The organism is Bradyrhizobium sp. SZCCHNS2022, assembly GCF_032377575.1.
Lineage (GTDB): Bacteria > Pseudomonadota > Alphaproteobacteria > Rhizobiales > Xanthobacteraceae > Bradyrhizobium > Bradyrhizobium aeschynomenes.
Genome location: NZ_JAUHHZ010000001.1, coordinates 4,340,371 through 4,364,565, shown reverse-complemented (window position 1 = coordinate 4,364,565; position 24,195 = coordinate 4,340,371). Strand labels below are relative to the sequence as shown.

The following is a 24,195-nucleotide window of genomic DNA, read 5'->3' as shown; positions in this document are numbered from 1 at the left end:
TCCGGTGAGACCGGCCTGGCGGCAGATGCCGGGCTGCTGAGGCAGGCGGTGCGCGAAGCCGGCGAGCTGGCGCACGCGATGTTCGGCACCGAGCTGCGCAAATGGACAAAGGGGGCCTCGTCCCCCGTCTCGGAAGCCGACATGGCGGTCAATGAGCTGCTCGAGCGCAGGCTGCGATCGGCAACACCCGACTATGGCTGGCTGTCCGAGGAGAGCGCCGACGACCGCGCCCGGCTCGGTCACCGCCGGGTCTGGATCGTCGATCCGATCGATGGCACGCGCTCCTATCTCGGCAGCCGCAACGATTGGTGCGTGAGCGTCGCTTTGGTCGAGGACAATGCTCCGGTACTGGCCGCGGTCTATGCCCCGGTGACCCAGGAATTTTTCTTCGCGGAGCAGGGGCAGGGCACCACGCTCAATGATCGGTGCGTTCGCGCCAGCCAGGGCACCGCGCTCGATTTCTCCCGCGTGGCCGGTCCCAAACCGCTGGTCGAAAGGCTGGCACCAGGTTCGACCCGGCTTGAGCTCCACCCGAGAATCGGCTCGCTGGCGCTTCGCCTGTGCCGGGTCGCGCATGGCGCTCTCGATGCCGCTTTTGCAGGCGGACAAAGCCGCGATTGGGATCTTGCAGCGGCTCATCTGATCGTGCAGGAAGCGGGAGGTAAAATGACCGCGTTGTCCGGCGAGACGATCCTCTATAATCGTCCGGAAGTGGTGCACGGGGTGCTGGTGGCAGCGGGCTGCGATCGACATGCTGATATCGTCGCGCAATACCGCAGGTTACCACCGGACTGAATGCCCTCTGGGATTGCACCCTCCACGTCGCCTGCAAGGCGCTGATTAGGAACGGACCCGATGACAGATAGCGCCTCGCAGCAGCTCCTTCACCTCGTGATCGGCGGCGAGCTCGTCAACCTCGACAAGAACGAGTTCAAGGATCTCGACAAGGTGGACATCGTCGGCGTCTACCCCAACTACGCGGCGGCCCACGCCGCCTGGCGAGCCAAGGCGCAGATGACGGTCGACAACGCCCACATGCGCTATTTCATCGTCCACCTGCACCGGCTGCTCGATCCCGGTCAGGATGCGAAGTAAGACGCAAAGCGCGCCACTTGAAACATCTGATCCGCAATACGCTGCGCAGCGGCTGGTTCCAGCGCGCCGTCGGGTTCCTCGCGGCCGAGTACCTGCGGCTGGTGTGGCTCACCAACCGCTTCACTTATGAGCCGGGCGATGTCTACGACATCGTCGAGCCGCAGATGCCGGCGATCTTCGCGTTCTGGCACGGTCAGCATCTGCTGACCCCCTTCATCAAGAACAAGCCGAGCTATCGCGCCAAGGTGCTGATCTCCAGGCATCGCGACGGTGAGTTCAATGCGATCGCGGCCGAGCGCCTCGGCATTGGAACCATCCGCGGCTCCGGGGATCATGGCGGCTCCTTCCACCGGAAAGGCGGGGTGGGGGCGTTCAAGGAGATGGTGCGGGCGCTAGAAGACAACTATAACGTGGCATCGACCGCCGATGTGCCGAAGCGCGCGCGGATTGCGGGTCTCGGCATCATCATGCTCGCGCGTGAGTCAGGACGTCCGATCATGCCCTTCGCAATGGTCACGAGCCGCTTCATCCGCTTGAAGAACTGGGACAGCACCACCATCAATTTGCCATTCGGCCGCGGCGCATTGGTGGGAATCAAGGAAATCAACGTGCCGCGTGATGCCGACGCCGCGATGATGGAACAGGCGCGTCTCGACCTCGAGGCGACGCTGAACGAATGCATGCGCCGCGCCTACGAGATCGTCGGCCGCCCCGAGGCCTGTCCGCCGCCGGTGTCGGGAGCGTCCAGTGGCTAGCCCGTTGCCGATGGCCCTGCGCGTCTACCGCGGGTTGTCCTCGGCTGCGGTCCCGCTTGCGCCGGCCTTGATCAGGCAGCGGCTCAAGCATGGCAAGGAGGATCCGGAGCGGACCGACGAGCGGCGTGGCCTCAGCCATGATACCCGCCCGCACGGACCTCTGGTCTGGATCCATGGCGCCAGCGTCGGCGAGGTGCTGGCGGCGGCGGCCCTCATCGAGCGGCTGCGCGCGCTGAACATCCGCATCCTTCTCACGTCCGGCACGGTGACGTCGGCCGCGATCGTCGCCAAGCGATTTCCGCCCGACGTGATCCACCAATACGTGCCCTACGACACGCCGCGCTTCGTGGAGCGGTTTCTCGATCACTGGCGTCCCTCGATCGGGCTCTTCATCGAGTCCGACCTCTGGCCCAACCTGATCCTGGCTGGTGCCTCCCGGCGGGTTCCGATGGTCGTGATCAACGGGCGCATGTCGCCGAGCTCGTTCGCGCGCTGGCGCCGCATGGCCGGCACGATCTCCGCCCTGCTGGGCCGCTTCGACATCTGCCTCGCGCAGTCGCAGGCCGATGCCGAACGGTTTTCAGCGCTCGGCGCGCGCAACGTGGTCGCCACCGGCAATCTCAAGCTCGACGTGCCGGCCCCGCCTGCCGATCCGGCCAAGCTGGACCGGCTCACCGCGATGACGCGGGGCCGCCCAGTGGTCGTTGCGGCGTCGACCCATCCCGGCGAGGACGAGATCCTGATTGCGGCCCACAAGGCTTTGCGTCGATCGCATCCGTCGCTGCTCTCCGTGATCGTGCCGCGTCATCCGCATCGCGGTCCTGGGATCGCCGAGCTCGTCGCCGGCGCGGGCTTGCAGGGCGCCTTGCGCTCGCGGGAAGAGCAGCCGCTCGCCGGAACGGATATCTACGTCGCCGATACGATGGGCGAGCTCGGCCTGTTCTATCGTCTCGCACCTGTCGTCTTCATGGGCGGCTCGCTGGTCGAGCATGGCGGCCAGAATCCGATCGAGGCCGTGAAGCTCGGCGCCGCCATCGTGCATGGACCGCACGTCTTCAACTTCACGGACGTCTACGAGGCGCTGGACAAGGCGGCCGGTGCGCGGCTCGCGCATGATCCGGACGCGCTGGTGCGGCAGCTCAGGCAGCTGCTTGCCGAGCCCGAGGCCTGCAACGCCCTCGTCGCCGCAGGCGCCGGCGTCGTCGATCAGCTCGGCGGCGCGCTGGAGCGGACGATGTCCGCACTGGAGCCGTATCTGCTGCAGATCAGGCTGGAGATGGGAGCCGCCGGCGATGCGTGAGCCGGCCTTCTGGCATCGGCCCCGATCCTGGCAATCGCGTCTGCTGTCTCCGATCTCGCTGCTCTACGGCGCCGTGGCTGCGCGGCGTATGATGCAGGCGGGCGTTAACGCCGGCGTGCCTGTGATCTGCGTCGGCAACTACCATGTCGGCGGCGCCGGCAAGACACCGACCGTGCTGGCGCTGACCGATCTGCTGCGCGAGCTCGGCGAGCAGCCGGTGGTGCTGAGCCGCGGCTATGGCGGCCGGCTGCGTGGGCCGGTGCTGGTCGATCCGGCCGCTCATGACGCCGGCGATGTCGGTGACGAGCCGCTGATGATGGCAGCCCGCGTGCCCGTGGTGGTGTCGCGCAATCGCGCCGAAGGCATCGGGCTGGTCAAGACGCAGGGCGCGTCCGTCGTCCTGATGGATGACGGCTTTCAGAATCCCTCGATCGCCAAGGATCTCGCGCTGATCATGCTCGACGGCGTCCGCGGGCTCGGCAATGGCCGCGTGTTTCCTGGCGGGCCCCTGAGGGCGCCGCTGCCGCCGCAGCTCTCGCGCACCGACGCGCTCGTCGTGGTCGGCGAAGGCAACGCAAGCGAGGCCGTTGCGTCACGCGTCGCGGCAGCCGGAAAGCCGGTGTTCAGGGCTCGGCTGCAGCCCGATCCGCAGGTCGTGGCGGCACTGATGGGGCGGCCGATCCTGGCCTTTGCCGGCATCGGCGATCCCCAGCGCTTCTTCCGGACCCTGCGTGCCAGCGGGCTCGACATCAAGGCCGAGCAGGCGTTTGCCGATCATCATCCGTTCACGGCGGACGATATCGGGGCCCTGGTCAAGGCCGCGAAGCGCGATGGGCTCAGCCTCGTGACGACGGAGAAGGATTTCGCGCGGCTGCGCGTCAGCGGGGCGGAGCAACGCGACTTGGCGATCACGGCATTCCCGGTCACGCTGGAGTTCAGCGACCTGCCGGCGCTGCGCAGCTTGGTCACGCAGCGGCTTTCCACCGCACGGATGTCTCAGCCACCCGCCTTCAGGGCGCCCGGATAATGCCGCTGCAGCACCGCGCTCGGCAGCGCGTAGGCTTCCTGCAGGTCGACGCTCCAATATTTCAGCTCGTCGAGCGGGATGCGTGCATCGGTCACGGCGCAGCGCACGTAGCTTCCTGGCGAGATCACGCGGAAATCACCGTCCAGATACTGCACCTGCGCTTCCCCCTGACCCGAGGGACCGAACTTGTTGAGCACGTCCGCAATCTCCAATCCACGCGCGCCAACAGACGCACGACACCGCCATTTCGGAGCGGTTTCCTAGCATAGATGGGGCCCCCTGTCGCTTCCGCAAACCCACTGATTTGTGATGCTTCGGCGAGATGCTCCGTGCTAGCTAGATTTCATTCTGTCCGCCGCTCGTCCCGCCCGGCTGGTTTGATGCGCTCCCTCGTCGCCGTCGTCGTCTCCCTGCTCTGCGCCACGGCATTCCCGGCCTCTGCCGGGTCGCTGCCGGGACCGATTGCCATCGAGATTCCGTCCGGCGGCTATGTGCTGCATGCGCAGCTCTACAGGCCGAACGGGCCGGGACCGTTCCCGACGGTGATCGCGCTGCATGGGTGCGGTGGCCTGGCCGGACGCTCCGACCCCGTGCAGCCCCGCTATCGGGACTGGGCCGCGGACCTGGTCAAGGACGGCAAGGCGGTGCTGCTGCCGGACAGCTACGCCTCGCGCGGGCTGGGACCGCAGTGCCGCGTCAAGGACCGGCGCATCAGCGGACGCCGGGAGCGGGTCGCCGATATCGTGATCGCGCAGAAATGGCTGACCCAGCAGTCCTGGGCCATGCCGGACCGCATCAGCCTGGTCGGCTGGGCCAGCGGCGCCAGCGCGCTGCTATGGGCGGTGCGGCCGCAATTGCCGGAGCATGTCTCGCCGGACTTTCGTTCGGCTGTCGCCTTCTATCCGGATTGCCGCGCCTCATCGGGACTCGGCTGGAGCGCACGCGTCCCGACCTTGATCCTGATCGGCGGTCTGGATGACGTCTATTCGCCGCCGGCTTGCCGGCAGATGATCGACGGCGCCCGCGGCCGCAGCGCGCTGACGCGCATCGTCGTCTATCCCGGCGCCTATCACGATTTCGACCGCATCAATCTGCCGTTTCATCAGGTGGCCGGCGCCGATGCGGCCGCGCCGGAGCGTGGCCATGTCGGCTCCGATCCCGAAGCGCGCGCCGATGCGCGGAAGCTGGTGTCGGACTGGCTGGCGCGCTGACGCGTCCTCAGAACAGGCTGCCCTGATCGGCGGGATCGGGCGTGCGCTTCGAGCTCGCCGGTTTGCCTTCGCGCGCCGGCTTCGGTGCCGCCGGCGCTGCTGATGGCGCAGGGCGTTCGGCACCGGCTGTCGCTGCGACGACGCCATCGGCGAACTCGATCGACAGTGCGGCGTTCGGCCCGATGCTCGCCGCCTGATGCAGCGGGTGACCGGCCTCGTCGCGCACCAGTGCAAAGCCCCGCGCGAGCACGCTGCGATAGGACAACGCGGTCAGCAGCTGGCCGGCATGGTCGACGCGCGCCGAGAGCCGCGAGATCGACGTCGTCAGCGCACGGCTGGCACGGTCGGCCAGCCGCTCGGTGCGGTCGCGCTCGCGCGCGATCGCCTGCCGCTTGGCCTGTGCATAGGCAAGACGCGAGGCCTTGAAGCGGGCATCGAGGGCGTCGAAGCGTTCGCGCCGCCGATGCAACAAGGCCCGTGCGGACAGCGACAGCCGCTCGGAGGACACGACGAGGCGGTGATCGGCCTGTGCGATCTGCCCGTGCAGCACGCGCAAGGTGAGCTTGGCGCTGGCCGCCGCGAACTGGCGGAAATGGACATGCGTGTTGGTCTTGAGCGCGCGCGGCAGGCTTGCGGCCGCCGAGTCCAGCCGCTGTCTCGGGATCGCCAGCAGCTCAGCCGCGCCGGGCAGCGCTCGCGCTGCGGCGCGCAGCTCGTTGCGGCGGCTCTCCTGGCTGCGCTGCCAGCAGACGCCGACGCGGCGCGCCAGACTCGCGACCTCCTGCATCAGCTCGCTGCGGACGGGGACGGCCATTTCTGCGGCAGCCGTCGGCGTCGGCGCGCGCTTGTCGGCCGCGAAGTCGATCAGCGTCACGTCGGTCTCGTGGCCGACCGCCGAGATCAGCGGGATCATGCTGTCCGCCGCGGCGCGGACCACGATCTCCTCGTTGAACGACCAGAGATCCTCCAGCGAGCCGCCGCCGCGCGCGACGATCAGCACGTCGGGGCGAGGGATGGGACCGTCCTCCGGCAGGTCATTGAAGCCGCGGATCGCGGCCGCGACCTGCTCGGCCGAGCCATCGCCCTGCACCTTGACGGGCCACACCAGCACGCGGCGGGGAAAGCGGTCCTCGAGCCGGTGCAGGATGTCGCGGATGACCGCGCCGGTCGGCGAGGTGACGACGCCGATCACCTCGGGAAGCCACGGCAGCAGCTGCTTGCGCGCCGGATCGAACAGCCCCTCGGCCCCGAGCTTGCGCTTGCGCTCCTCCATCAGCGCCATCAGCGCGCCAATGCCGGCCGGCTCCAGCGCCTCGATGACGATCTGATACTTCGACGAGTTCGGGTAGGTGGTGAGCTTGCCGGTCGCGATGACCTCGAGCCCCTCCTGGGGCTTGAAGCGCATGCGACCATGCACGCCCTTCCAGATCACCGCCTCGATCTTGGCGCTCTCGTCCTTGAGCGCGAAATAGCAATGGCCCGACGAGTGCGGCCCGCGAAAACCGGTGATCTCGCCGCGTACCCGGACGTGGCCGAACTGGTCCTCGACCGTGCGTTTCAGCGCGGAGGACAGCTCGGAGACGGTGAATTCGGGCGCGTTGGGCAGGGCTTCCGCAGGCGGCATCGCTGGCTGATTCGGTTGGGGGAGCAGCCGCCAAGGTAGGGGCTTTCCGCGCTCACCGCCAATCGAGCGGTTGCCTTTTCGATAACTCTGTTATACAGAGTACTCTAAAGAATCGAGAGTTGGGGGAGCGGAAGCGATGTGGAGAGGCGTCAAGATCCTTCGTCGGCTCTTGGGCTGGGGGCTTGGTCTGGCTGGGGCGGTGGCCCTGGTTCTGGCCGCGATGATCGGTACGCCTCTGGTGCATCCGCCCGAGCTGAAGTCGATCTCGGAGACCGTCGCCCGGGTCGACCGCAGCACCATGCCGGCCTTGCAGCGCTTCAGCGCTCGCGACGGTACCGAGCTGGCCTATCGACATTACCCGGCTCGGGCGTCGGCGGTGGGCAAGGTTGCGATCCTGGTGCACGGCTCCTCCGGCTCCAGCGTGGCCGTGCATGCCCTGGCCGACGGATTGGCGGCGCGGGGCGTCGAGACCTTCGCGCCCGACATTCGCGGCCATGGCGGCTCCGGCACCCGCGGCGACATCGGCTATTTCGGCCAACTCGAGGATGACCTTGCGGATCTCGTCGCGGAGGTCCGGAGGTCGGTGCCGGCCCAGCCGATCGTGCTGCTCGGGCATTCGGCGGGCGGCGGCTTCGCGTTGCGTGCCGCCGGCGCACCGATCCAGGATCTGTTCGCGCGCACCGTGCTGCTCGCGCCCTATCTCGGCTACGATGCGCCGACCAATCGCGACAATTCGGGCGGCTGGGCCAGCCCCGACATTCCGCGCATTCTCGCTTTGGCATTTCTGAGCCGCGTCGGTCTGCCGTGCTGCGAGGCGCTGCCCGCGCTGGCCTTTGCGGTCAGGCCGAACGCGGAAAAATACGTCGCCTCGACCTACAGCTACCGCCTGCTGCGCAATTTCGCGACCGCCGGCTACAAGGCCGATCTCACCGCCGCGAAGCACCCGGTGAGCGTGATCGCCGGCGCTGCCGACGAACTGATGCTGGCCGACAAATATGCCGACGCCGTGCATGCGGTCGCGCCCGCGGTTGACGTCAAGCTGATCGCTGGCGTCAATCACATGGAGATCGTGTCTGCGCCGCAGGCCGTCAGTGCGATCGCCGAGGATGTGGCCACGCGCTAGAGGTTCAATCCGCATGATCGACAGCCTGGAAGCGGCGCGTGCGCTGAGCGAGATCGAGGACGTCACCCGGCGCGTGCGCCAGTCGCAGATCTACAGGCTCGCCAGCCTGCTGATGATCCTGTGGGGCGCTTTGGTCTTTGCCGGCAATCTCGTCACCTATCTGACGCCGGTCTACGCCGAGAAGGCCTGGCTCGCGGTCTATCTGCTGGGCATCGGCGGATCGGTCCTGCTGGGTGCAATGGAGAAGGCCCGCTCCGGCGTGCGTAGCTTCGATCTGCGCGCGCTGCTCGCCTTCGTCATGTTCTTTGCGTTCGGCTTCTTCGTCGAGACCATTGGCCATTTCGGACCGCGGGAGATGGGCGCGTTCTGGCCGGTCTATTTCATGCTGTTCTACGGCCTCGCCGGCCTGTGGTTCGGCATCGCATTCACGGTGTTCGGGCTGTGCGTCACCGCGCTGACCCTGATCGGCCACCTCTATGTCGGCGTCGCGTTTCCGCTGTGGATGGCTGTCGTCAACGGCGTCGGGCTGATCGTCTGCGGGCTCTGGATGCGGCGGAGCTGACGCGTTGGCCGAGCTCGACGAGATCATCCATCAGCCGCTGCGGCTCAAGATCATGGCCGCCCTGAATGCGCTGCCTGCCGGCACGGGCCTCGAATTCGTCCGGCTGAAGAAGCTGACGGGGGCGACCGACGGCAATCTCGGCGCTCATATCGAGACGCTGGCCCGCGCCGGCTACGTCACCGTGGACAAGGCCTTCGTCGGCAAGAAGCCGCAGACCACGGTGGTGCTGGCCGCTTCCGGCAGGGCCGCCTTTGCCCGCCATGTGGCGGGCCTGCAGGAGATCATCGCCGGAGCCGCCGCAAAGCCGCCCGAGCCATGATTTGACTCTGTTGCGAGGGCCGGGCAATTGGGGCCTCCAAATCGGCCCACCCCTCTGCGACGGCATCGACCATGAACATTCTCCTCATTGGCTCCGGCGGCCGCGAGCACGCTCTCGCCTGGAAGATGGCCGGTTCCCCACTGCTCACCAAGCTGTGGTGCGCCCCAGGCAATGCGGGAATCGCCAAAGAGGCCGAGTGCGTCGCGCTCGACGTGGCCAATCATGCGGCGGTCATCGAGTTCTGCCGGGCGAACAAGGTCGATCTCGTGGTGGTCGGGCCGGAGACGCCGCTGGCCGCCGGCATCGTCGATGATGTGAGCGCCGCCGGGATCAAGATCTTCGGGCCGAGCAGGCTCGCGGCGCAGCTCGAAGGCTCCAAGGGCTTCACCAAGGATCTCTGCGCCGAATACGGCATTCCAACCGGCGCCTATAGCCGCTTCGACAACGCCCCGGAGGCGCTGGCCTATGTCCGCGAGCACGGCGCGCCGATCGTCGTGAAGGCCGACGGCCTGGCGGCGGGCAAGGGCGTCGTCGTTGCCAAGACGCTGGCCGAGGCCGAGGACGCTGTCAGGATGATGTTCGATGGCGGCTTCGGCGTCGCGGGCGCCGAGGTGGTGATCGAGGAATTTCTCGAGGGCCGCGAGGTCTCGTTCTTCGCGCTCTGCGACGGCGAGACTGCCATTCCGCTGGCCTCGGCGCAGGACCACAAGCGGGTCTTCGATCACGACCAGGGACCGAACACCGGCGGCATGGGCGCCTATTCGCCGACGCCGTTCGTGACGCAGGAGATTCATGACCAGATCATGACGCGGATCATCCTGCCGACCATCGATGGCATGAATGCGCGCGGCACGCCGTTCAAGGGCATCCTCTATGCCGGCCTGATGCTGACGGCCCAGGGACCGAAGCTGTTCGAATACAATGTCCGCTTCGGCGATCCGGAATGCCAGGTGCTCATGCTGCGCATGATGTCCGACCTGGTGCCAGCGATGCTGGCCGCCTGCGACGGGCAGCTCAAGAATTTCGACCTGCGCTGGTTCCCTGACGCCGCCGTCACCGTGGTCATGGCGGCGAAGGGCTATCCAGGCGACTATGAGAAAGGCAGCGTCATCGAAGGTCTGGACGAGGCCGCGCGAGTCGAAGGCGTGGAGATATTCCATGCTGGCACCGTGGCGAAGGACGGTGCGATTCTTGCCAATGGCGGTCGTGTGCTGAACGTTTGCGCCTCCGGAAAGACCGTCGCCGAAGCCCAGGAGCGCGCCTACCAGGCGGTCGATCGCATCCGCTGGCCCGATGGTTTTTGTCGCCGCGATATCGCCTGGCAGGCGCTGGAGCAACAGCGGGGCCAGGGCTGAAAGGCGGCATGAAGGGCGCGCAATGAGAGTTGCCGATGTCGATCCGGTCTTCGTGCCATCTCGAGACCATCTTGGGCCCATCCTTCAGGCTATGTTTCCCGCGAAAATTGTGGCAGTTCCATAGTCCCCCTGTTGTGATGGGATGAGTCAGTTCCGCTGGGGAACGGAGTGGCCATGGAATGCGCGCGATGCGGGAAGCAGAATTTGCCAGGGAGAGCCGCGTGCGAACTCTGCGGCGAGCCGCTCGGCCTCAAATGTGAGGCGTGCAGTCAGACGAACAGCCCGTCGAATCGCTTCTGCGGCCAATGCGGCTCACCGCTGCCGGGCCGGCTGGCTCCGCCCGACCAGGCCGCGCAACGCGTCCTGAGGACGCTGAGCAGCAAGGGCGGTGAACGCAAGCGTCTCACCATCCTGTTTGCGGACATTCGCGATTCGACCCAGCTGATCGACAGCCTGGGCGATCCCGAACTGGCCATGCAGCAGCTCGACCCGGTGCTCAACCTCATGAAGGAGGCGGTTCACCGTTACGACGGCGTCGTCAACAAGACCCAGGGCGACGGCGTCATGGCGCTGTTCGGGGCCCCGGTGCCGCATGAGGATCATGCGGTCCGCGGCTGTCTCGGTGCCCTGGCGATGCAGGATTCGATCGCGCGCCTCGCCGACCCGCGGCTGCAGGTCCGCGTCGGGCTGCACACCGGCGAAGTGATCGTCCAGGTCGTCGAAAACAGCATGTACCAGACCTACGATGCCGCCGGCGCCAACGTCCATCTGGCCAACCGCCTCGAGCACATGGCCGAGCCGGGCACCATCCTGATCAGCAAGGAGACCTACGCAGGCGCCAGGCAATTCGTGGAAGCCGAGCCGCTCGGCACCCACACGGTGCGCGGAATAGCCTCTCCCGTCTCGATCTACAAACTGATCGGCCGCCTGAACGCGCCGGCCAGCGATGTCTTCCGCAGCGGGCAGCGCCTGCTGCCGCTCATCGGCCGCAATGCCCAGCTCGACGTCCTCGAACGCGAGCTCGACAACGTGCTGGCGGCGCGCGGCTCCGTCGTCGGGATCGTCGGCGAGGCTGGCATCGGCAAGAGCCGTCTGTGCTTCGAGTTCGCGGAGCAGTGCCGCCGTCAGGGCATTCGCGTCTACGAGGCGCGCGTGCTCGCACACGGCCGCGCCACGCCGTTCCAGCCCGTGCTCGAGCTGCTGCGCGATTTCTTCGGTATCAGGCCGAAGGAGGCGGTCGAAGTGTCGCGACAGCGCGTCGTCGAGAAGCTGGAAGCGATCGGCGTTCCCGATACGGCGCTGGTCCTGCTGCTCGACTTCATGAGTCTGGCGGACCCAACGCGGCCGGCGCTGCGCCTCGATCCCGGCGTGTTCAGGACGCGCCTGTTGAACGTGTTCAAGACCCTGTTTCGCTCGGCGCCTGCCGACAGCGCCATGGTGATCCTGATCGAGGATCTGCATTGGATCGACGAGGCGAGCGAGGAGTTCGTCGAGGCGCTGGCCGAGGCGACGATCGGCACCAAGACGCTGCTGGTCGTCAACTACAGGCCTGGCTTTGCGTCGGCGTTCATGCAGCGGGCGCCGTTCCACGAGCTGCACATCGTTCCGCTCGCCTCTCCGGAAGCGCGCGAATTGCTGCGCGGCGTATTCGGCGACGATCCGTCACTGGAGGTTCTGGCCGGCGACATCGTCGAGCGCGCCCAGGGCAATCCGTTCTTCCTCGAGGAGCTTGCCAGCGCCGTTTCCGAGAGCGGCGGCTTCGAGGGCGAGCGCGGCGCCTACCGCCTGAAGGGCGGCATCAGCCCGATTCCTCTGCCTCCCACGGTGCATGCCGTCGTCGCGGCGCGCATCGATCGCCTCGGCGAGGCGGCCAAGAGTGTGCTGGAGACGGCCGCGGTGATCGGCCGCTCGGTAGCGCTGGCGGTGCTCAAGCCGGTGATGGGCTTGGGCGACGCTGAGCTTTTCGACGCGCTCGCGCAGCTGCGGCAGGCCGATCTCCTCTACGACTTGCCTCCGTTCGACATGGGCGTGCTCGCCTTCCGCCACCCGCTGATCCAGGAGGTGGCCTATGCGATGCAGCTGCGTTCGCGGCTGAGCAACGTGCATGTCGCGGTGGCCAAGGCGATCGAGGCGCTCGACTGGGGCAGTCAGGACGAGTTCGCAGCCCTGATCGCCTCGCATTACGAGTTTGCCGGACAGACCATGCAGGCCGTCGAGCATCTGCAGCGCGCCGCGCGCTGGATCGGGCGCACCAACACGGCCGAGGCGCTGCGGCTGTGGAAGAAGATTCGCGCCATGCTTCAGGCGTTGCCGCAATCGGAGCACGTCGACCGCCTGCGTGCTCTGGCCAGCGCACAGATCCTCAACGTCGGCTGGCGCGAGGGCATTTCCGCCGAGGAGGTCAAGCCATTCGCAGAGGAGGCGCTGCGCTATGCGCGTTCCTCGGACAAGATGCATGAGCCGCTGGTGATCGGCGCCTATGGCCGGGTGCTGGCGTCGACGGGAGCCGCCGATGATTACGTCAACCTGATGCAGAACGCCGTCAAGCTGACTTCGGAGGAAGGGGACGTCGGCCGCTACGCCACCGTCAATGCCATGCTGGCGCAAGCCTATTTGTTGTCGGGGCGGGTTCGGGAGGCACTTGCGGCGGCCGAGACGGCGCAGGAGGCCATCACGCAGCAAAGCGGCTTCGACAGCGATGTGACCCTGGGCCTTAACCCCAATCAGATCATGGGCTTCGACGTCGGATATTGGATCCGGTGCCTCAAGGCCCGGATCCTGTTTCAACTCGGGCGACTTGAAGAGCTCGAAATTCATCTTTCTGAACTGCTGGAGGCTCCTGCCGAACAGCTCGCTCCCGTCGTGCGCTTCATTCCCCACTTTGCCGCCATCGAGTTCGCCAGATCTGGCGGCCGGGCCGAGGATGCCGCGGTGCATTCCGCCGAGTTGCATCAGATCGCTGAAACATCGGGGATACCATATCTTCGGGTGCAGGCATTGGCGGGGGCCGGCATCGCTCGGGTCGCGGCCGGCGACGTGACACATGCGGCCTATGATTTTCGCGAGGCCATCGAGTATTCGAGGCGAGCCAAAGCTGGCCTGGAGTTCGAAGCCCGCATGTTGGGCTACCTGGCTGAAGCTTTGTACCGTGCGGGAGACATGCAAGCCGCATTCGATGTTTCGAGCGAAGCGATCAGCGTTTCCCGGCGCCGGACTGATCGCGTCGGCGAGCTTCATGCCGTGTTGCTGCGCTGTATGATCCGCGCGTCGGACTCTGATTTGCGGAATGATGCCGAGGCATTCCAATCGCTTCTCGACGCCGAGCGCTTGCTGGAGGTCTCCGGCGCCGAGATCTACAAACCCATGTTGATAGAGTGCCGATCATACCTTGAAGGTACTAGATGACCCGTGCAGTATGACCACTTTCCATGAATCATTTTGGGAGGCGGGCACATGGGGATGATGATCAAGGACAGTACGACACTCGATATTCTCGTACAGTTGAACAGGCGTTTCGAAGCTGAAGCTTTGCACGAAATGGTCGAACTGCAACGTGAGTTCGGCGTCTTCTCGCTTCAACATGGTTTGCAGCAATCATTCGCACTGCTCGGAATCGTGCCGCAGGATTGGACGGAGCGTCGCCGCTGGTACCGGTTCCTGGAACACCTCCGGACCTATCCGTCGGATCTCGCCGGAGTGAATGGTCACGACCGCGTCATCAGGGCGTTCAAGGACGACTTGGAATGCGAGAAGCCCTTGCCGGTTTCGATCGTCTGCCACTCGGCCGCTCAGGATCCGAGAGTGACGGTCGCGCATGGCCGCCCGGTGGTGTTCTCGCTCGAAACCCATGTCATCGTTTCGATTCCGACCACGCCGGGCCGGGAGGCGCGTCAGAATCTGGCTGAGGAAGCGCGCAATCGGCGCGTCCAGAAGCGCGGCAAGAAATGAAAGAGGCCGCGGGCAGCGGCATCGAGCCTGATCAACCCTCGCTCGAGGCCATCTGCTCCGATGTCGATGCCTATTACAGTGCCTGCGTCGCGCGTCATGGCGCGACGCCGCGTGGCGTCGACTGGTCGTGCGAGGCGACGCAGAGCTTGCGCTTCGTGCAGTTGATGAAGCTGTGCGATGCGTCGGCGCCGTTCAGCCTCAACGACATCGGCTGCGGCTACGGGGCGCTGGTGCCGTTTCTAGCCGCGCGTTTCGCGTCCTGTGAGATCGATTATCTCGGCATCGACCTGTCCCATGCGATGATCAGCCGGGCGCGGCGGCGCTTTGCCGGCCCGTTGCGACGTTTCTCCGTCGCCGCCGAGAGCCCGCGCGTCGCCGATTATTCGGTTGCCTCGGGCATCATGAACGTCAATGTCGGCTATTCGCGCGCGGCCTGGGAAAGCTACGTCAGGGCGATGTTGCAGCGGATGTTCGCTACCAGCCGACGCGGCTTTGCGGTCAATTTCCTCCAGGCCGCCGCCCACGAGACGTTGGAAGGCGATCCGATCGACACGCGCCTGTATCGTACCACGCCGGATGATTGGGCGGCTTATTGCGAGCAGGCGTTTGCGGCCGACGTCCAGCTCATCGCCGACTATGGCATGAAGGAGTTCACGCTCCTGGTGCGCCGTGCGCCCGATGCCGCCGCGGTCGGCGGCGACTTCATTCCCCGGACATCTGTCGTTCGGTCGTTCCCCTCGCAAGCCGCGCGGCACGGCGCGGCGGTCGAGCGTGCCGTCGACGTGCTGATCTCCTCGCGCGGCCACGCCAGTCCGGCGCGACTGGAGCGCGCCTGCGCGCTGCTCCGCCAGCATGCGCCGCTGCACTGGGTCGAGCGGTCGGGCGTGCGCCCGTTCTGGGCCGTCACGCGCTACGCGGACATCGTTGCGATGGAGACGCGCAGTGGAGAATTCGCCGCCGGCCCGCGGACCTATCTCGCCAGCGAGGCCTCCGAGGCAGTGCTGCAGCGGGTGACCGGCAAGCCGCAACTCGTGCGCAGCCTGACCGAGATGGATCCGCCCGATCATGGCGTCTACCGCGCGATCCTCCAGGGTGCCTTTGCGCCGCCGGCCTTGCGCGAGATCGAAGTCTGGCTGTCGCAATGGGCTGCCGAGATCGTCGATCGCCTGGCTGCGCGCGGCGGCGGGCGAAGCGATTTCGCCGCCGACGTGGCGATGCCGTTCACCTTCCGCGTCATCGGCCGCATGCTGGGCACGCCCGAAGCCGATGACATACGGCTGGCACGGCTCGCGCAAGCCTTCGTCGGGGCGGAGGATCCGCAGCGACGTCTTGCGGAAACACCCGGCGATACGATGCGCATGGCGATGCTGGCGCTGCGCGATTATTTCGAGGCCCTCGCCGCCGATCGTCGCGCCCGTCCGCGCGACGATCTCGCTACTTCGATCGCCAATGCCATGCCGCATGGCGAGGCGATGCCGCATTATGAGCTGATCTCCTACTTCATCCTGCTGGTCACCGCGGGCCACGACACCACCGCGCTCGCGCTCGCCGGCGGCCTGGAGGCGCTGCTGGCCGAGCCCGAGCAGATGGCGCGATTGCGCGGTCAGCCTGAGCTGCTCGATGCAGCCATCGAGGAGATGCTGCGCTGGACCACGCCGGTGCGGCACTTCATGCGGACGGCGCTCTGCGACACCGAAGTCGGGGGACAGCCCGTTCGCGCCGGTGACGCATTGGCGCTGTTCTTCCATTCCGCCAATCGCGACGAAGCGGTGTTCGCGGACGCGGGCGCGTTCCGGATCGATCGCAGCCCGAACCCGCACATCGCCTTCGGCCGCGGTCCGCACATCTGCATGGGGCTGCAGCTGGCGCGGATGCAGATGCGGACGTTGTTCGCCGAGCTGCTGCGGCGGACGGAGCGGATCGAGCTCGCGGGGCGCGTTCGCCGCGTGCAGTCGCAATTCATGAGCGGCGTGAGCGCGCTGCCGGTCCGGATCGTGTTCCGAGGCTCGCACAACGCGGCGGCTGAGCCGGGCCTCAGCGTCTCGCCTTGAAGAACGCCTTCAGCATGGTCGCAGCCTGCTGTTCGCCGACCGCCGAATAGACCTCCGGCGCGTGATGGCAGGTCGGTGATGCGAAGAAGCGCACGCCGGACTCGACTGCGCCGCCCTTGGGATCGGCGGCCCCATAATACAGCCGGCGGATGCGGGCGAAGGAAATGGCGCCGGCGCACATCGTGCAGGGCTCCAGCGTCACATACAGGTCGCAATCCACCAGCCGCTCGCTGCCGATCGCCTGCGCGGCCTGCCGCAGCGCCAGGATTTCGGCATGGGCGGTCGGATCCCGGTCGGTCAGGGTTCGGTTGGCGGCGGTGGCAATGACGGCATTGTCGCGGACCACGACGCAGCCGATCGGCACCTCGCCGGAAATTGCGGCCGATTCGGCCGCTTTCAGGGCCAAATCCATGAAAGAAGGGCTGTTCATGGCTCGTCATACCCGCCCAAGTCTGCTACTGCATCGCCCTTCAGCAAAACCGGACCCCGATTTCCCGCGTGACATGCGCTGCTCAAGAAGCGCGCGTATCACCCCGCGTCCTGCACCTCGAAGTGAGACCTTCATGCCCCGCGATACCGACAAAGACAATGATTCCCGCGGCCGCCGCGGTGGCGCCCCGCGGGGGCGGTCCGAGGGCGGCAAGGGACGCTCGGGCGCCGCGCGCGGGCCGGAGAAGAAGTTCGCCAAGCGCGGCTTCGGCGACAAGGAAGGCGGCGGCAAGAGCTTTGCCAAGCGCGACGGCGGCAAGCGCTCCTTCGACGAGGGCCGCGCGCCGCGCCGCCGTGACGAGAGCGATGCGCCGCGAAAATCCTATGGCGACAAGCCGCGCTTCAACCGCGACGAGCGTCCGCGCGGCGACCGGCCGTATGCGGCACGTTCGGGCGAGGGCGAGAAGCGCGCCTTCAAGCCGCGCGGCGATCGGCCGAAATTCGACCGCGACGAGCGCGGCGGCGAGAAGCGGCCCTACACGCCGCGCGCCGGTCGCGACGAGGCTCGTCCGGCCGGGCGGTCGTCCGAGCGCAAGTTCGGTGAGCGCAAGCCCTACGCTCCGCGGGAGCGCGATGGTGACAAGCGGCCCTATGCGCCACGCGGCGAGGGCGCGCGCGATCGCGGCGAACGGCCGCGGACCGAGCGCAGCTTCGGCGACCGGCCGTCGCGCAGCGGCGACCGGCCGGAGCGGAAGTTCGGCGGAGAGCGCAAGTTTTCTCGCGGCGCCGAAGGCGATCGAGGCGAGCGCAAGTTCGGTGCCGGTGCGCGCGGGCCGCGCAAGGAGTTCGGCGACCGTCCGCCGCGCGGCGAGACCAAGCCGTGGCAGAAGCGCAGCGCCGATGGAGATCGTCCGGAGCGCGGTGCGCGTCCGCCGCGCGAAGGCGGCCGGAGCTTCGATCGCCCGCGCAGCGAGCGCAGCAGCGAGGATCGTCCGAGATTCGACAGGCCCAAATTCGACAAGCCCAAATTCGACAGGCCGAAGTTCGATCGTCCGCGCGGTGATGACGACCGTGGCTTCGACCGGCCGCGTCGCCGTCCCGAAGGGCGCACCGATTGGCAGGAGCACCCGCGCAGCGAACGTCGGGGAGGCGACAGTTTCTCCGAGCGCCCGCGCCGCGACAATGAGGACGACAGCAAGGTCTTCGCCAAGCGTCCGGCCTTTGGCGGCCGCGGCGCCTATCGCGAGCGCAAGCCCGAGACCGACAAGCGCAGTGCCCGTACCAGCGTCGCCGCCGAGCCGGCCAAGCCGAAGAAGCCGGGCGAGCGCATCGCCAAGGTGCTGGCGCGTGCCGGCCTCGCTTCGCGGCGCGATGCCGAGGAGATGGTGACGCAGGGCCGCGTCAGCGTGAACGGCCGCGTCATCAACTCGCCCGCTCTCGACGTCACCGAGAACGATGAGATCAAGGTCGACGGCGCGCCGTTGCCCGAGCGCGAGCGCACGCGGCTGTTCCTCTATCATAAGCCGCGCGGGCTGATGACGACGCACAGCGACCCCGAGGGGCGCCCGACCGTGTTCGACAATCTGCCCGAAGGCCTGCCGCGGCTGATTTCGATCGGCCGGCTCGACTTCAACACCGAGGGCCTGTTGCTGCTCACCAATGACGGCGGCTTGGCGCGCGTGCTCGAATTGCCGGATACCGGCTGGACGCGGCGCTACCGCGTCCGCGCCCATGGCGAGATTACGCAAGGACAGCTCGATCAGCTTGCCGCAGGCATCGAGGTCGATGGCGTGAAATACGGCCCGATCGAAGCCACGCTGGAGCGCGACCAGGGCGCCAATGTCTGGCTGGTCGTTGCGATCCGCGAGGGCAAGAACCGCGAGGTGCGCAACGTGCTGGCGCATCTCGGCCTCGAGGTGAACCGCCTGATCCGCGTCTCCTTCGGTCCGTTCCAACTGCTGGAGCTGCCTGAAGGCGAGGTGCAGGAGGTCAAGACGCGGGTGCTGCGCGAGCAGCTCGGCGAGAAGGTCATCGCGCAATCCGGCGCCGATCTCGGCCCGGCGGGCAAGGGCAATCGCGAGCCGCTGCCGGACCCGAAGCCCAAGCCGAAGCGGGAGGTCGTGGCCGACCGCAAGGGCCGCCGCGTGCTGGTTCAGCGCACCGGCAGCGAAGAGGCCCGCGAGCGCCACGAGGCGGAAGCCCGCTTTCCCGGTCCGCCGCGGCGGCCGAAGCGCGGCTATCACGGCAAGCGCGATATCACGCCGCAGGACGAGTAGGGTGGTGCGATGCGTGTCGTCGGTGGACGGCTGAAGGGCCGCAACATCGCTTCGCCCGCCTCGCGCGACATCCGGCCCACCCAGGACCGGCTGCGCGAGGCGCTGTTCAACATCCTCGTGCACGCCTACGACGATCCGATCGAAGGCGCGCGGGTGCTCGACCTGTTTGCCGGCACCGGCGCGCTCGGCATCGAGGCGACCTCGCGCGGCGCGGCGTTCACCTTGTTCGTCGACAACGGCGCCGAAGCGCGGGCGTTGTTGCGCAACAATGTCGAGGCGCTCGGGTTGGGCGGCGTGACGAAGGTGTATCGCCGTGATGCGACCGATCTCGGTCCGGCGCACCCGGTCGAGCCGTTCGCGCTGGTGTTCCTCGATCCTCCCTACGGCAAGGGCCTGGCCGAGAAGGCGCTGGCCTCGTTGCGCGACGGCGGCTGGCTGGTGCCATCGGCGCTGCTCGTGGTCGAGGAGTCCAAGGCCGCCGCGTTCAAGGCACCCGAGGGCTTTGAAGAACTCGAGCGGCGCGCTTACGACGACACCGAGTTCGTTTTTCTGCGCGCCGTCTGAGGTGTGCCGAAGTGTTTCATCTTTCTCCTCCGTCATCGTCCGCCACCCGGTCCGGCCTTCGGCCGGCCGGATGACAAGCTCCGGCGGACGATCCAGTATGCTGTGCCGTTCGTGAGCATCACCAGCGCCTCGGAGTACTGGATGCCCCGCCTGCGCGGGGCATGACGGCTGAGTGAATTGTGGCAGCGTCGCTATCTCCTCCCGAACAGCTTCTCGACGTCGGCGAGCTTCAGCTCGACATAGGTCGGGCGGCCGTGGTTGCACTGGCCGGAGTTCGGAGTGTCCTCCATCTCGCGCAGCAGCGCGTTCATCTCCTCCGGCTTGAGGCGGCGGCCGGCGCGGACCGAGCCGTGGCAGGCCATGGTGGCGGCGACGTGCATCAGGCGGCGCTCCAAGGGCAGCGCCTCGCCCCATTCCTCCATGTGCTCGGCGAGGTCGCGGAGCAGGCCTGCGGCATTGATCTTGCCGAGCAGCGACGGTGTCTCGCGTACGGCGACGGCGCCGGGGCCGAACGACTCGATCGCGAGGCCGAACGAGGCGAGCTCATCGGTTCGCGCCAGCAGCGACTCGACCGTGGCTTCGTCGAGCTCGACGATGTCCGGGATCAGCAGGATCTGCCGCTGCACGCCGTGCGCTGATAGCGAGGCCTTGAGCCGCTCATAGACGATGCGCTCATGCGCGGCGTGCTGGTCGACGATGACGAGGCCGTCGCGGGTCTGCGCCACGATGTAGGTGTCGTGGATCTGCGTGCGCGCGGCGCCGAGCGGACGGTCGAGCAGATCGGGCGCTGCCGGCTGCTCGTGCAGCCGGACGTCGGCGCGGGGCGTGCCGACGTCGAACGCCGCTTGAGAGGATTCCGCCAGTCCGAAGGATTCGAGATCAGGCGAGGCGGCAGCCGCGGGGAAGGAGCCGCCGAAATGCGGCATCACCGGCGCCGACGGCGAGCGCTGCCAGTCCCAATTCATCGGTCCCGGATTGGGCCGCGGCGGCGCGAAGGCGGGGCGGAAGGCGGCGATTGTCGCGCCGCCGTCATTGGCCGCGGTACGTCGCCCCTCCCGCGCGAGGCCTTCCTTCAGCGCGTGGATGATCAGCGCGCGCACCAGGCCGGCATTGCGGAAGCGCACCTCGGTCTTGGCGGGATGAACGTTGGCATCGACCTCGCGCGGATCGAGCGTGACGAACAGCGCCACGATGGGATGGCGGTCGCGCGGCAGATAGTCCGCGTACGCCGCGCGCACCGCGCCCAGGATCAGCTTGTCGCGCACCGGGCGGCCATTGACGAACAGATACTGCCCGAGCGCATTGGCCCGCGTCAGCGCCGGCGCGGCGGCGAAGCCTTCGACGACGACATGATCACGCTCGCTGCGCACGGCGATCGCATGGCTGCGGAAGTCGGCGCCCAGGATGTCGCCGAGCCGCGTCAGCTGTCCCGGCGCGCCGGGCAGTGCGGCGGCCCAGGTCACCGGCGCGCGCTCCTCGCCGGCAAGCGTGAAGGCGATGTCGGGCCGCGCCATCGCCAGCCGCCGCACCACCTCGCGGATCGCCTCGGCCTCGGTGCGGTCGGTCTTGAGAAACTTGAGCCGTGCCGGCGTCGCGTGAAAGAGATCGGCGACCTCGACGCGGGTGCCCTGGTTCAGTGCGGCCGGCACGATCGGCGACTTGTCGCCGCAATCGACGGTGATCCCCCACGCATGCGGCTCGCTCTTGTGCCGCGTCGTGATCGACAGCCGCGCGACCGAGCCGATCGACGGCAGCGCCTCGCCGCGGAACCCGAGCGTGCGGATCTGCAAGAGGTCCTCGTCGTCGAGCTTCGACGTCGCGTGGCGCTCGATCGCGAGCGCGAGGTCGGCCGCGGTCATGCCGCCGCCATCGTCCGATATCGCGATCTTCCGCCGGCCGCCGCCGTCGGTGAAGACGTCGATGCGGCTGGCGCCGGCATCGATCGCGTTCTCGACCAGCTCCTTGACCACGCTCGCGGGCCGCTCGACCACCTCGCCGGCGGCGATGCGGTTGATGACCTGTTCGGGGAGCTGGCGGACGGGCATGGGGCGGAGCTGTCGTCGGATTGGGATGCGCTGGTGTGGTCGCCGCAGCGGCGCGGAGCCAAGCTGCCGCGGCGCCACATCTGTGGCCGGGACAATAGCCTTTTTCATGCAGCGCGGCAGGCGAAAGCCACGTTCTCCAACGGGATTGTGAGGCGGGCGGGGCCGGTATATCGTTTCGCGAAAATGACAATCTGCCGGAGGAAGCCCATGTGCCGTCTGTTCGCACACCAGCCTCAGCGCGATTATGAGTCGCAGACCCGCAGTTTGCGGATCGGCGGCCATAGCACGTCGATCCGGCTCGAAATGGCATTCTGGGACACGCTCGAGGAGATCGCGGCCAAGGAAGGCATGAGCGTCGCCAAGTTCGTGACGACGCTGTACGCCGAGGTGCTCGATCATCACGGCGAGGTGAAGAATTTCGCGTCGCTGCTGCGGTGTTCCTGTTTGATCTACCGGGCGAAGGCGAGTGCGGCGATGCCGGAGTTCACCGCGGCCGCGATCATGGACGCGGCCGAGTAGCCACCCGACCGCTCTCTCGTCTCCCTCCCCCGCCTGCGGGGGAGGGGAATCGCACATGGAGAGGCGGAGCCGTCGCGGCGAGCGAACCTGCAACTTAGTTACTCCGTCATGCCCGGGCTTGTCCCGGGCATCCACGTCGGTCTCAGCATGCCGGACGACGTGGATGGCCGGGACAAGCCCGGCCATGACGACGTGGAGAGAGATGAGCGCATAACCTCGTTTGTCATATGCGATAACCCTGCGGGCGAGGGTGGGGTGGGGCGTCGCACGGGCGGTCTTTGCTGTAGAAGCTTCATCAGCAGTCTTTGCTGAGCTTTCCCCCACCCGCATCGCATCTTCGATGCGATGCGACCTCCCCCGCAAGCGGGGGAGGCGCTGACCGTCGTCGCGGTGACGGCGATGCCTCCGATGACTAAGCAGACTCAAATCTCCTTCTTCTGCATCGCGCCGGCGATGTAGTCGGCCTGGCGGATCGCCAGCGCCACGATCGTCAGCGTCGGATTGCACGCAGCTCCCGTGGTGAACTGGCTGCCATCCGACACGAACAGGTTCTTGACGTCATGCGTCTGGCCGAACTTGTTGACGACGCCATCCTTGGCCTTGTCGCTCATCCGGTTGGTGCCGAGATTGTGCGTCGAGGGATAAGGTGTGGTCGGATAGGTCACGGTGGCGCCCACCGCTTCATAGATCGCCGAGCCCTGCTTGTAGGCGTGGGCGCGCATCGCGACGTCGTTGGCATGATCGTCGAAATGCACTGAGGCCACGGGCATGCCGAACTTGTCCTTGGCGACCGGATCGAGCGTGATCCGGTTGGTCTCCTGCGGCATGTCCTCGCCGACCAGCCACATGCCGGCCATGCGCGGATAGGTCTCCATCGCCGCGGTGAAGCTGCGGCCCCAGGCGCCGGGATTGAGGAACGCCGCCATGAAGGGGAGGCCGAGCGACAAGGTCTCCATCTCATAGCCGCCGACGAAGCCGCGCTTCGGATTGAACGCCGCCTCGTCACGGACGATGCCGGCCATCGTAGTGCCGCGATACATGTGCACGGGGTTCTCGAACGTCGCATAGACACTGCCGGTCATGTGCCGCATGTAGTTGCGCCCGACCTGCCCTGACGAATTGGCGAGACCATCCGGGAACATGCTCGACGCGCTGTTGAGCAGGAGCCGCGGGCTCTCGATCGAGTTGCCGGCAACCGCGACGATGCGCGCCTTCTGCAACTGCATCTTGCCCTGGCTGTCGGCATAGACCACGCCGGTCACCTTGCCCGATGCATCATGCTCGATCTTGATCGCCATGCTGCCGGACCGCACCTCGAGATTCCCGGTGGCCTCGCCCTTCGGAATCTCGGTGTACAAGGTCGACCACTTCGCACCGGACTTGCAGCCCTGGAAGCAGAAGCCGATCTGCTGGCAGGCACCGCGGCCGTCGCGCGGCTGCGAGTTGATCGCCATGTTGCCGGTGTGGACGGTCTTGTAGCCGAGCTTGCGGGCGCCGGCCTCGAGCACCTTGAAATTATTGTTGCCCGGCAAACCAGGGATGTCGTTGGTGCGCGTCACGCCCATCTTGAACTCGGCCTTGGCGTACCAGGGCTCCATCTCGGCGAGCGTCACCGGCCAGTCGAGCAGGCTCGCGCCGGGCACGCCGCCATAGGTGGTCCGGGCCTTGAACTCGTGTTCCTCGAACCGCAGCGAGGCGCCGGCCCAATGCACCGTGGACCCGCCGACCGCCTTCACGATCCAGGCCGGCAGATTGGCGAAGTCCTTCGCCACCCGCCAGCTGCCGGATGTCGTGCGCATGTCGGTCCAGGCAAGCTGGGTGAAGCTCTCCCATTCGTCATTGATGAAGTCGGGAATCTCGTAGCGATTGCCGGCTTCGAGAATGACGACCTTGATGCCCTTCTGCGCGAGCTCGTTGCCCAAGGTGCCGCCGCCGGCGCCCGAGCCGATGATGACGACGACGCTCGAATCGTTCTGATCGAATTTGGCCATG

21 protein-coding genes are annotated in these 24,195 nt (G+C 67.1%); 16 read left to right on the top strand and 5 right to left on the bottom strand.

The window, feature by feature from the left end:
- Positions 1 to 48 precede the first annotated feature (48 nt).
- Genes QXZ94_RS19615 through lpxK form a run of 5 tightly spaced genes read left to right on the top strand, consistent with a single transcriptional unit; the run spans position 49 to position 4,177 of the window.
- Positions 49 to 795, top strand: coding sequence for a 3'(2'),5'-bisphosphate nucleotidase CysQ (locus tag QXZ94_RS19615; RefSeq protein WP_409998758.1), 747 nt, complete (start codon positions 49 to 51; stop codon positions 793 to 795).
- Positions 796 to 855: 60 nt separating this feature from the next.
- Positions 856 to 1,095: a DUF4170 domain-containing protein gene (locus QXZ94_RS19610; protein WP_008961403.1), complete on the top strand. Its 240-nt coding sequence runs from the start codon at positions 856 to 858 to the stop codon at positions 1,093 to 1,095.
- 17 nt (positions 1,096 to 1,112) lie between these two features.
- Positions 1,113 to 1,850 (top strand): lysophospholipid acyltransferase family protein, encoded by a 738-nt coding sequence (locus tag QXZ94_RS19605; RefSeq protein ID WP_315721791.1) that lies wholly within the window; start codon positions 1,113 to 1,115, stop codon positions 1,848 to 1,850.
- Positions 1,843 to 3,150, top strand: a complete 1,308-nt coding sequence (locus QXZ94_RS19600; protein WP_315721790.1) for a 3-deoxy-D-manno-octulosonic acid transferase — start codon at positions 1,843 to 1,845, stop codon at positions 3,148 to 3,150. The genes QXZ94_RS19605 and QXZ94_RS19600 overlap by 8 nt, the downstream gene beginning before the upstream one ends.
- Positions 3,143 to 4,177, top strand: coding sequence for a tetraacyldisaccharide 4'-kinase (gene lpxK, locus QXZ94_RS19595; RefSeq protein ID WP_315721789.1), 1,035 nt, complete (start codon positions 3,143 to 3,145; stop codon positions 4,175 to 4,177). Before QXZ94_RS19600 ends, lpxK begins: the two co-directional genes overlap by 8 nt.
- Here lpxK and QXZ94_RS19590 read toward each other — a convergent pair.
- The gene (locus tag QXZ94_RS19590) at positions 4,147 to 4,374 is read right to left on the bottom strand and encodes a DUF2093 domain-containing protein (RefSeq protein ID WP_172112467.1); all 228 of its coding nucleotides are present in this window, start codon (positions 4,372 to 4,374) and stop codon (positions 4,147 to 4,149) included. The genes lpxK and QXZ94_RS19590 overlap by 31 nt on opposite strands.
- Positions 4,375 to 4,557: 183 nt before the next feature.
- On the opposite strand from QXZ94_RS19590, the gene QXZ94_RS19585 reads away from it, so the two are divergent.
- Complete coding sequence (locus QXZ94_RS19585; RefSeq protein ID WP_315721788.1) at positions 4,558 to 5,388, top strand: dienelactone hydrolase family protein; 831 nt, start codon at positions 4,558 to 4,560, stop codon at positions 5,386 to 5,388.
- A gap of 7 nt (positions 5,389 to 5,395) precedes the next feature.
- On the opposite strand, the gene xseA is transcribed toward QXZ94_RS19585, so the two are convergent.
- Entirely contained in the window at positions 5,396 to 7,012 is a 1,617-nt protein-coding gene (gene xseA / locus QXZ94_RS19580; RefSeq protein WP_315721787.1) for an exodeoxyribonuclease VII large subunit, read from the bottom strand.
- A 199-nt stretch (positions 7,013 to 7,211) separates the two neighbouring features.
- Here xseA and QXZ94_RS19575 point away from each other — a divergent pair, with 199 nt between their 5' ends.
- The 7 genes from QXZ94_RS19575 (at position 7,212) to QXZ94_RS19545 (ending at position 16,370) form a co-directional block, all read left to right on the top strand.
- Entirely contained in the window at positions 7,212 to 8,135 is a 924-nt protein-coding gene (locus QXZ94_RS19575) for an alpha/beta hydrolase (protein ID WP_315726389.1), read from the top strand.
- 13 nt (positions 8,136 to 8,148) lie between these two features.
- The gene (locus QXZ94_RS19570) at positions 8,149 to 8,697 is read left to right on the top strand and encodes a hypothetical protein (RefSeq protein ID WP_315721786.1); all 549 of its coding nucleotides are present in this window, start codon (positions 8,149 to 8,151) and stop codon (positions 8,695 to 8,697) included.
- A gap of 4 nt (positions 8,698 to 8,701) precedes the next feature.
- A complete protein-coding gene (locus tag QXZ94_RS19565; RefSeq protein ID WP_315721785.1) occupies positions 8,702 to 9,016 on the top strand; it encodes a transcriptional regulator in 315 nt (104 codons plus the stop codon).
- 71 nt (positions 9,017 to 9,087) lie between these two features.
- Positions 9,088 to 10,371 (top strand): phosphoribosylamine--glycine ligase, encoded by a 1,284-nt coding sequence (purD, locus tag QXZ94_RS19560; RefSeq protein ID WP_315721784.1) that lies wholly within the window; start codon positions 9,088 to 9,090, stop codon positions 10,369 to 10,371.
- A 174-nt stretch (positions 10,372 to 10,545) separates the two neighbouring features.
- The gene (locus tag QXZ94_RS19555; protein WP_315721783.1) at positions 10,546 to 13,776 is read left to right on the top strand and encodes an adenylate/guanylate cyclase domain-containing protein; all 3,231 of its coding nucleotides are present in this window, start codon (positions 10,546 to 10,548) and stop codon (positions 13,774 to 13,776) included.
- A 48-nt stretch (positions 13,777 to 13,824) separates the two neighbouring features.
- The gene (locus tag QXZ94_RS19550; protein ID WP_246739239.1) at positions 13,825 to 14,319 is read left to right on the top strand and encodes a hypothetical protein; all 495 of its coding nucleotides are present in this window, start codon (positions 13,825 to 13,827) and stop codon (positions 14,317 to 14,319) included.
- The gene (locus QXZ94_RS19545) at positions 14,316 to 16,370 is read left to right on the top strand and encodes a cytochrome P450 (protein ID WP_315721782.1); all 2,055 of its coding nucleotides are present in this window, start codon (positions 14,316 to 14,318) and stop codon (positions 16,368 to 16,370) included. The genes QXZ94_RS19550 and QXZ94_RS19545 overlap by 4 nt, the downstream gene beginning before the upstream one ends.
- On the opposite strand, the gene tadA is transcribed toward QXZ94_RS19545, so the two are convergent.
- Positions 16,354 to 16,800: a tRNA adenosine(34) deaminase TadA gene (tadA, locus tag QXZ94_RS19540; RefSeq protein ID WP_172112460.1), complete on the bottom strand. Its 447-nt coding sequence runs from the start codon at positions 16,798 to 16,800 to the stop codon at positions 16,354 to 16,356. The genes QXZ94_RS19545 and tadA overlap by 17 nt on opposite strands.
- A gap of 133 nt (positions 16,801 to 16,933) precedes the next feature.
- On the opposite strand from tadA, the gene QXZ94_RS19535 reads away from it, so the two are divergent.
- Together QXZ94_RS19535 and rsmD are read left to right on the top strand one after the other, a co-directional pair.
- Positions 16,934 to 19,075: a pseudouridine synthase gene (locus QXZ94_RS19535; protein ID WP_315721781.1), complete on the top strand. Its 2,142-nt coding sequence runs from the start codon at positions 16,934 to 16,936 to the stop codon at positions 19,073 to 19,075.
- A 9-nt stretch (positions 19,076 to 19,084) separates the two neighbouring features.
- Complete coding sequence (gene rsmD / locus QXZ94_RS19530; RefSeq protein ID WP_315721780.1) at positions 19,085 to 19,639, top strand: 16S rRNA (guanine(966)-N(2))-methyltransferase RsmD; 555 nt, start codon at positions 19,085 to 19,087, stop codon at positions 19,637 to 19,639.
- Positions 19,640 to 19,830: 191 nt separating this feature from the next.
- Here the strand turns inward: rsmD and mutL are convergent, their stop codons facing one another.
- Positions 19,831 to 21,684, bottom strand: coding sequence for a DNA mismatch repair endonuclease MutL (gene mutL, locus QXZ94_RS19525; protein WP_315721779.1), 1,854 nt, complete (start codon positions 21,682 to 21,684; stop codon positions 19,831 to 19,833).
- 207 nt (positions 21,685 to 21,891) lie between these two features.
- On the opposite strand from mutL, the gene QXZ94_RS19520 reads away from it, so the two are divergent.
- A complete protein-coding gene (locus QXZ94_RS19520; protein WP_315726387.1) occupies positions 21,892 to 22,203 on the top strand; it encodes a ribbon-helix-helix domain-containing protein in 312 nt (103 codons plus the stop codon).
- A gap of 422 nt (positions 22,204 to 22,625) precedes the next feature.
- Here QXZ94_RS19520 and QXZ94_RS19515 read toward each other — a convergent pair whose 3' ends face one another.
- Positions 22,626 to 24,194 (bottom strand): GMC family oxidoreductase, encoded by a 1,569-nt coding sequence (locus QXZ94_RS19515; RefSeq protein WP_315721778.1) that lies wholly within the window; start codon positions 24,192 to 24,194, stop codon positions 22,626 to 22,628.
- Position 24,195: the final 1 nt, after the last annotated feature.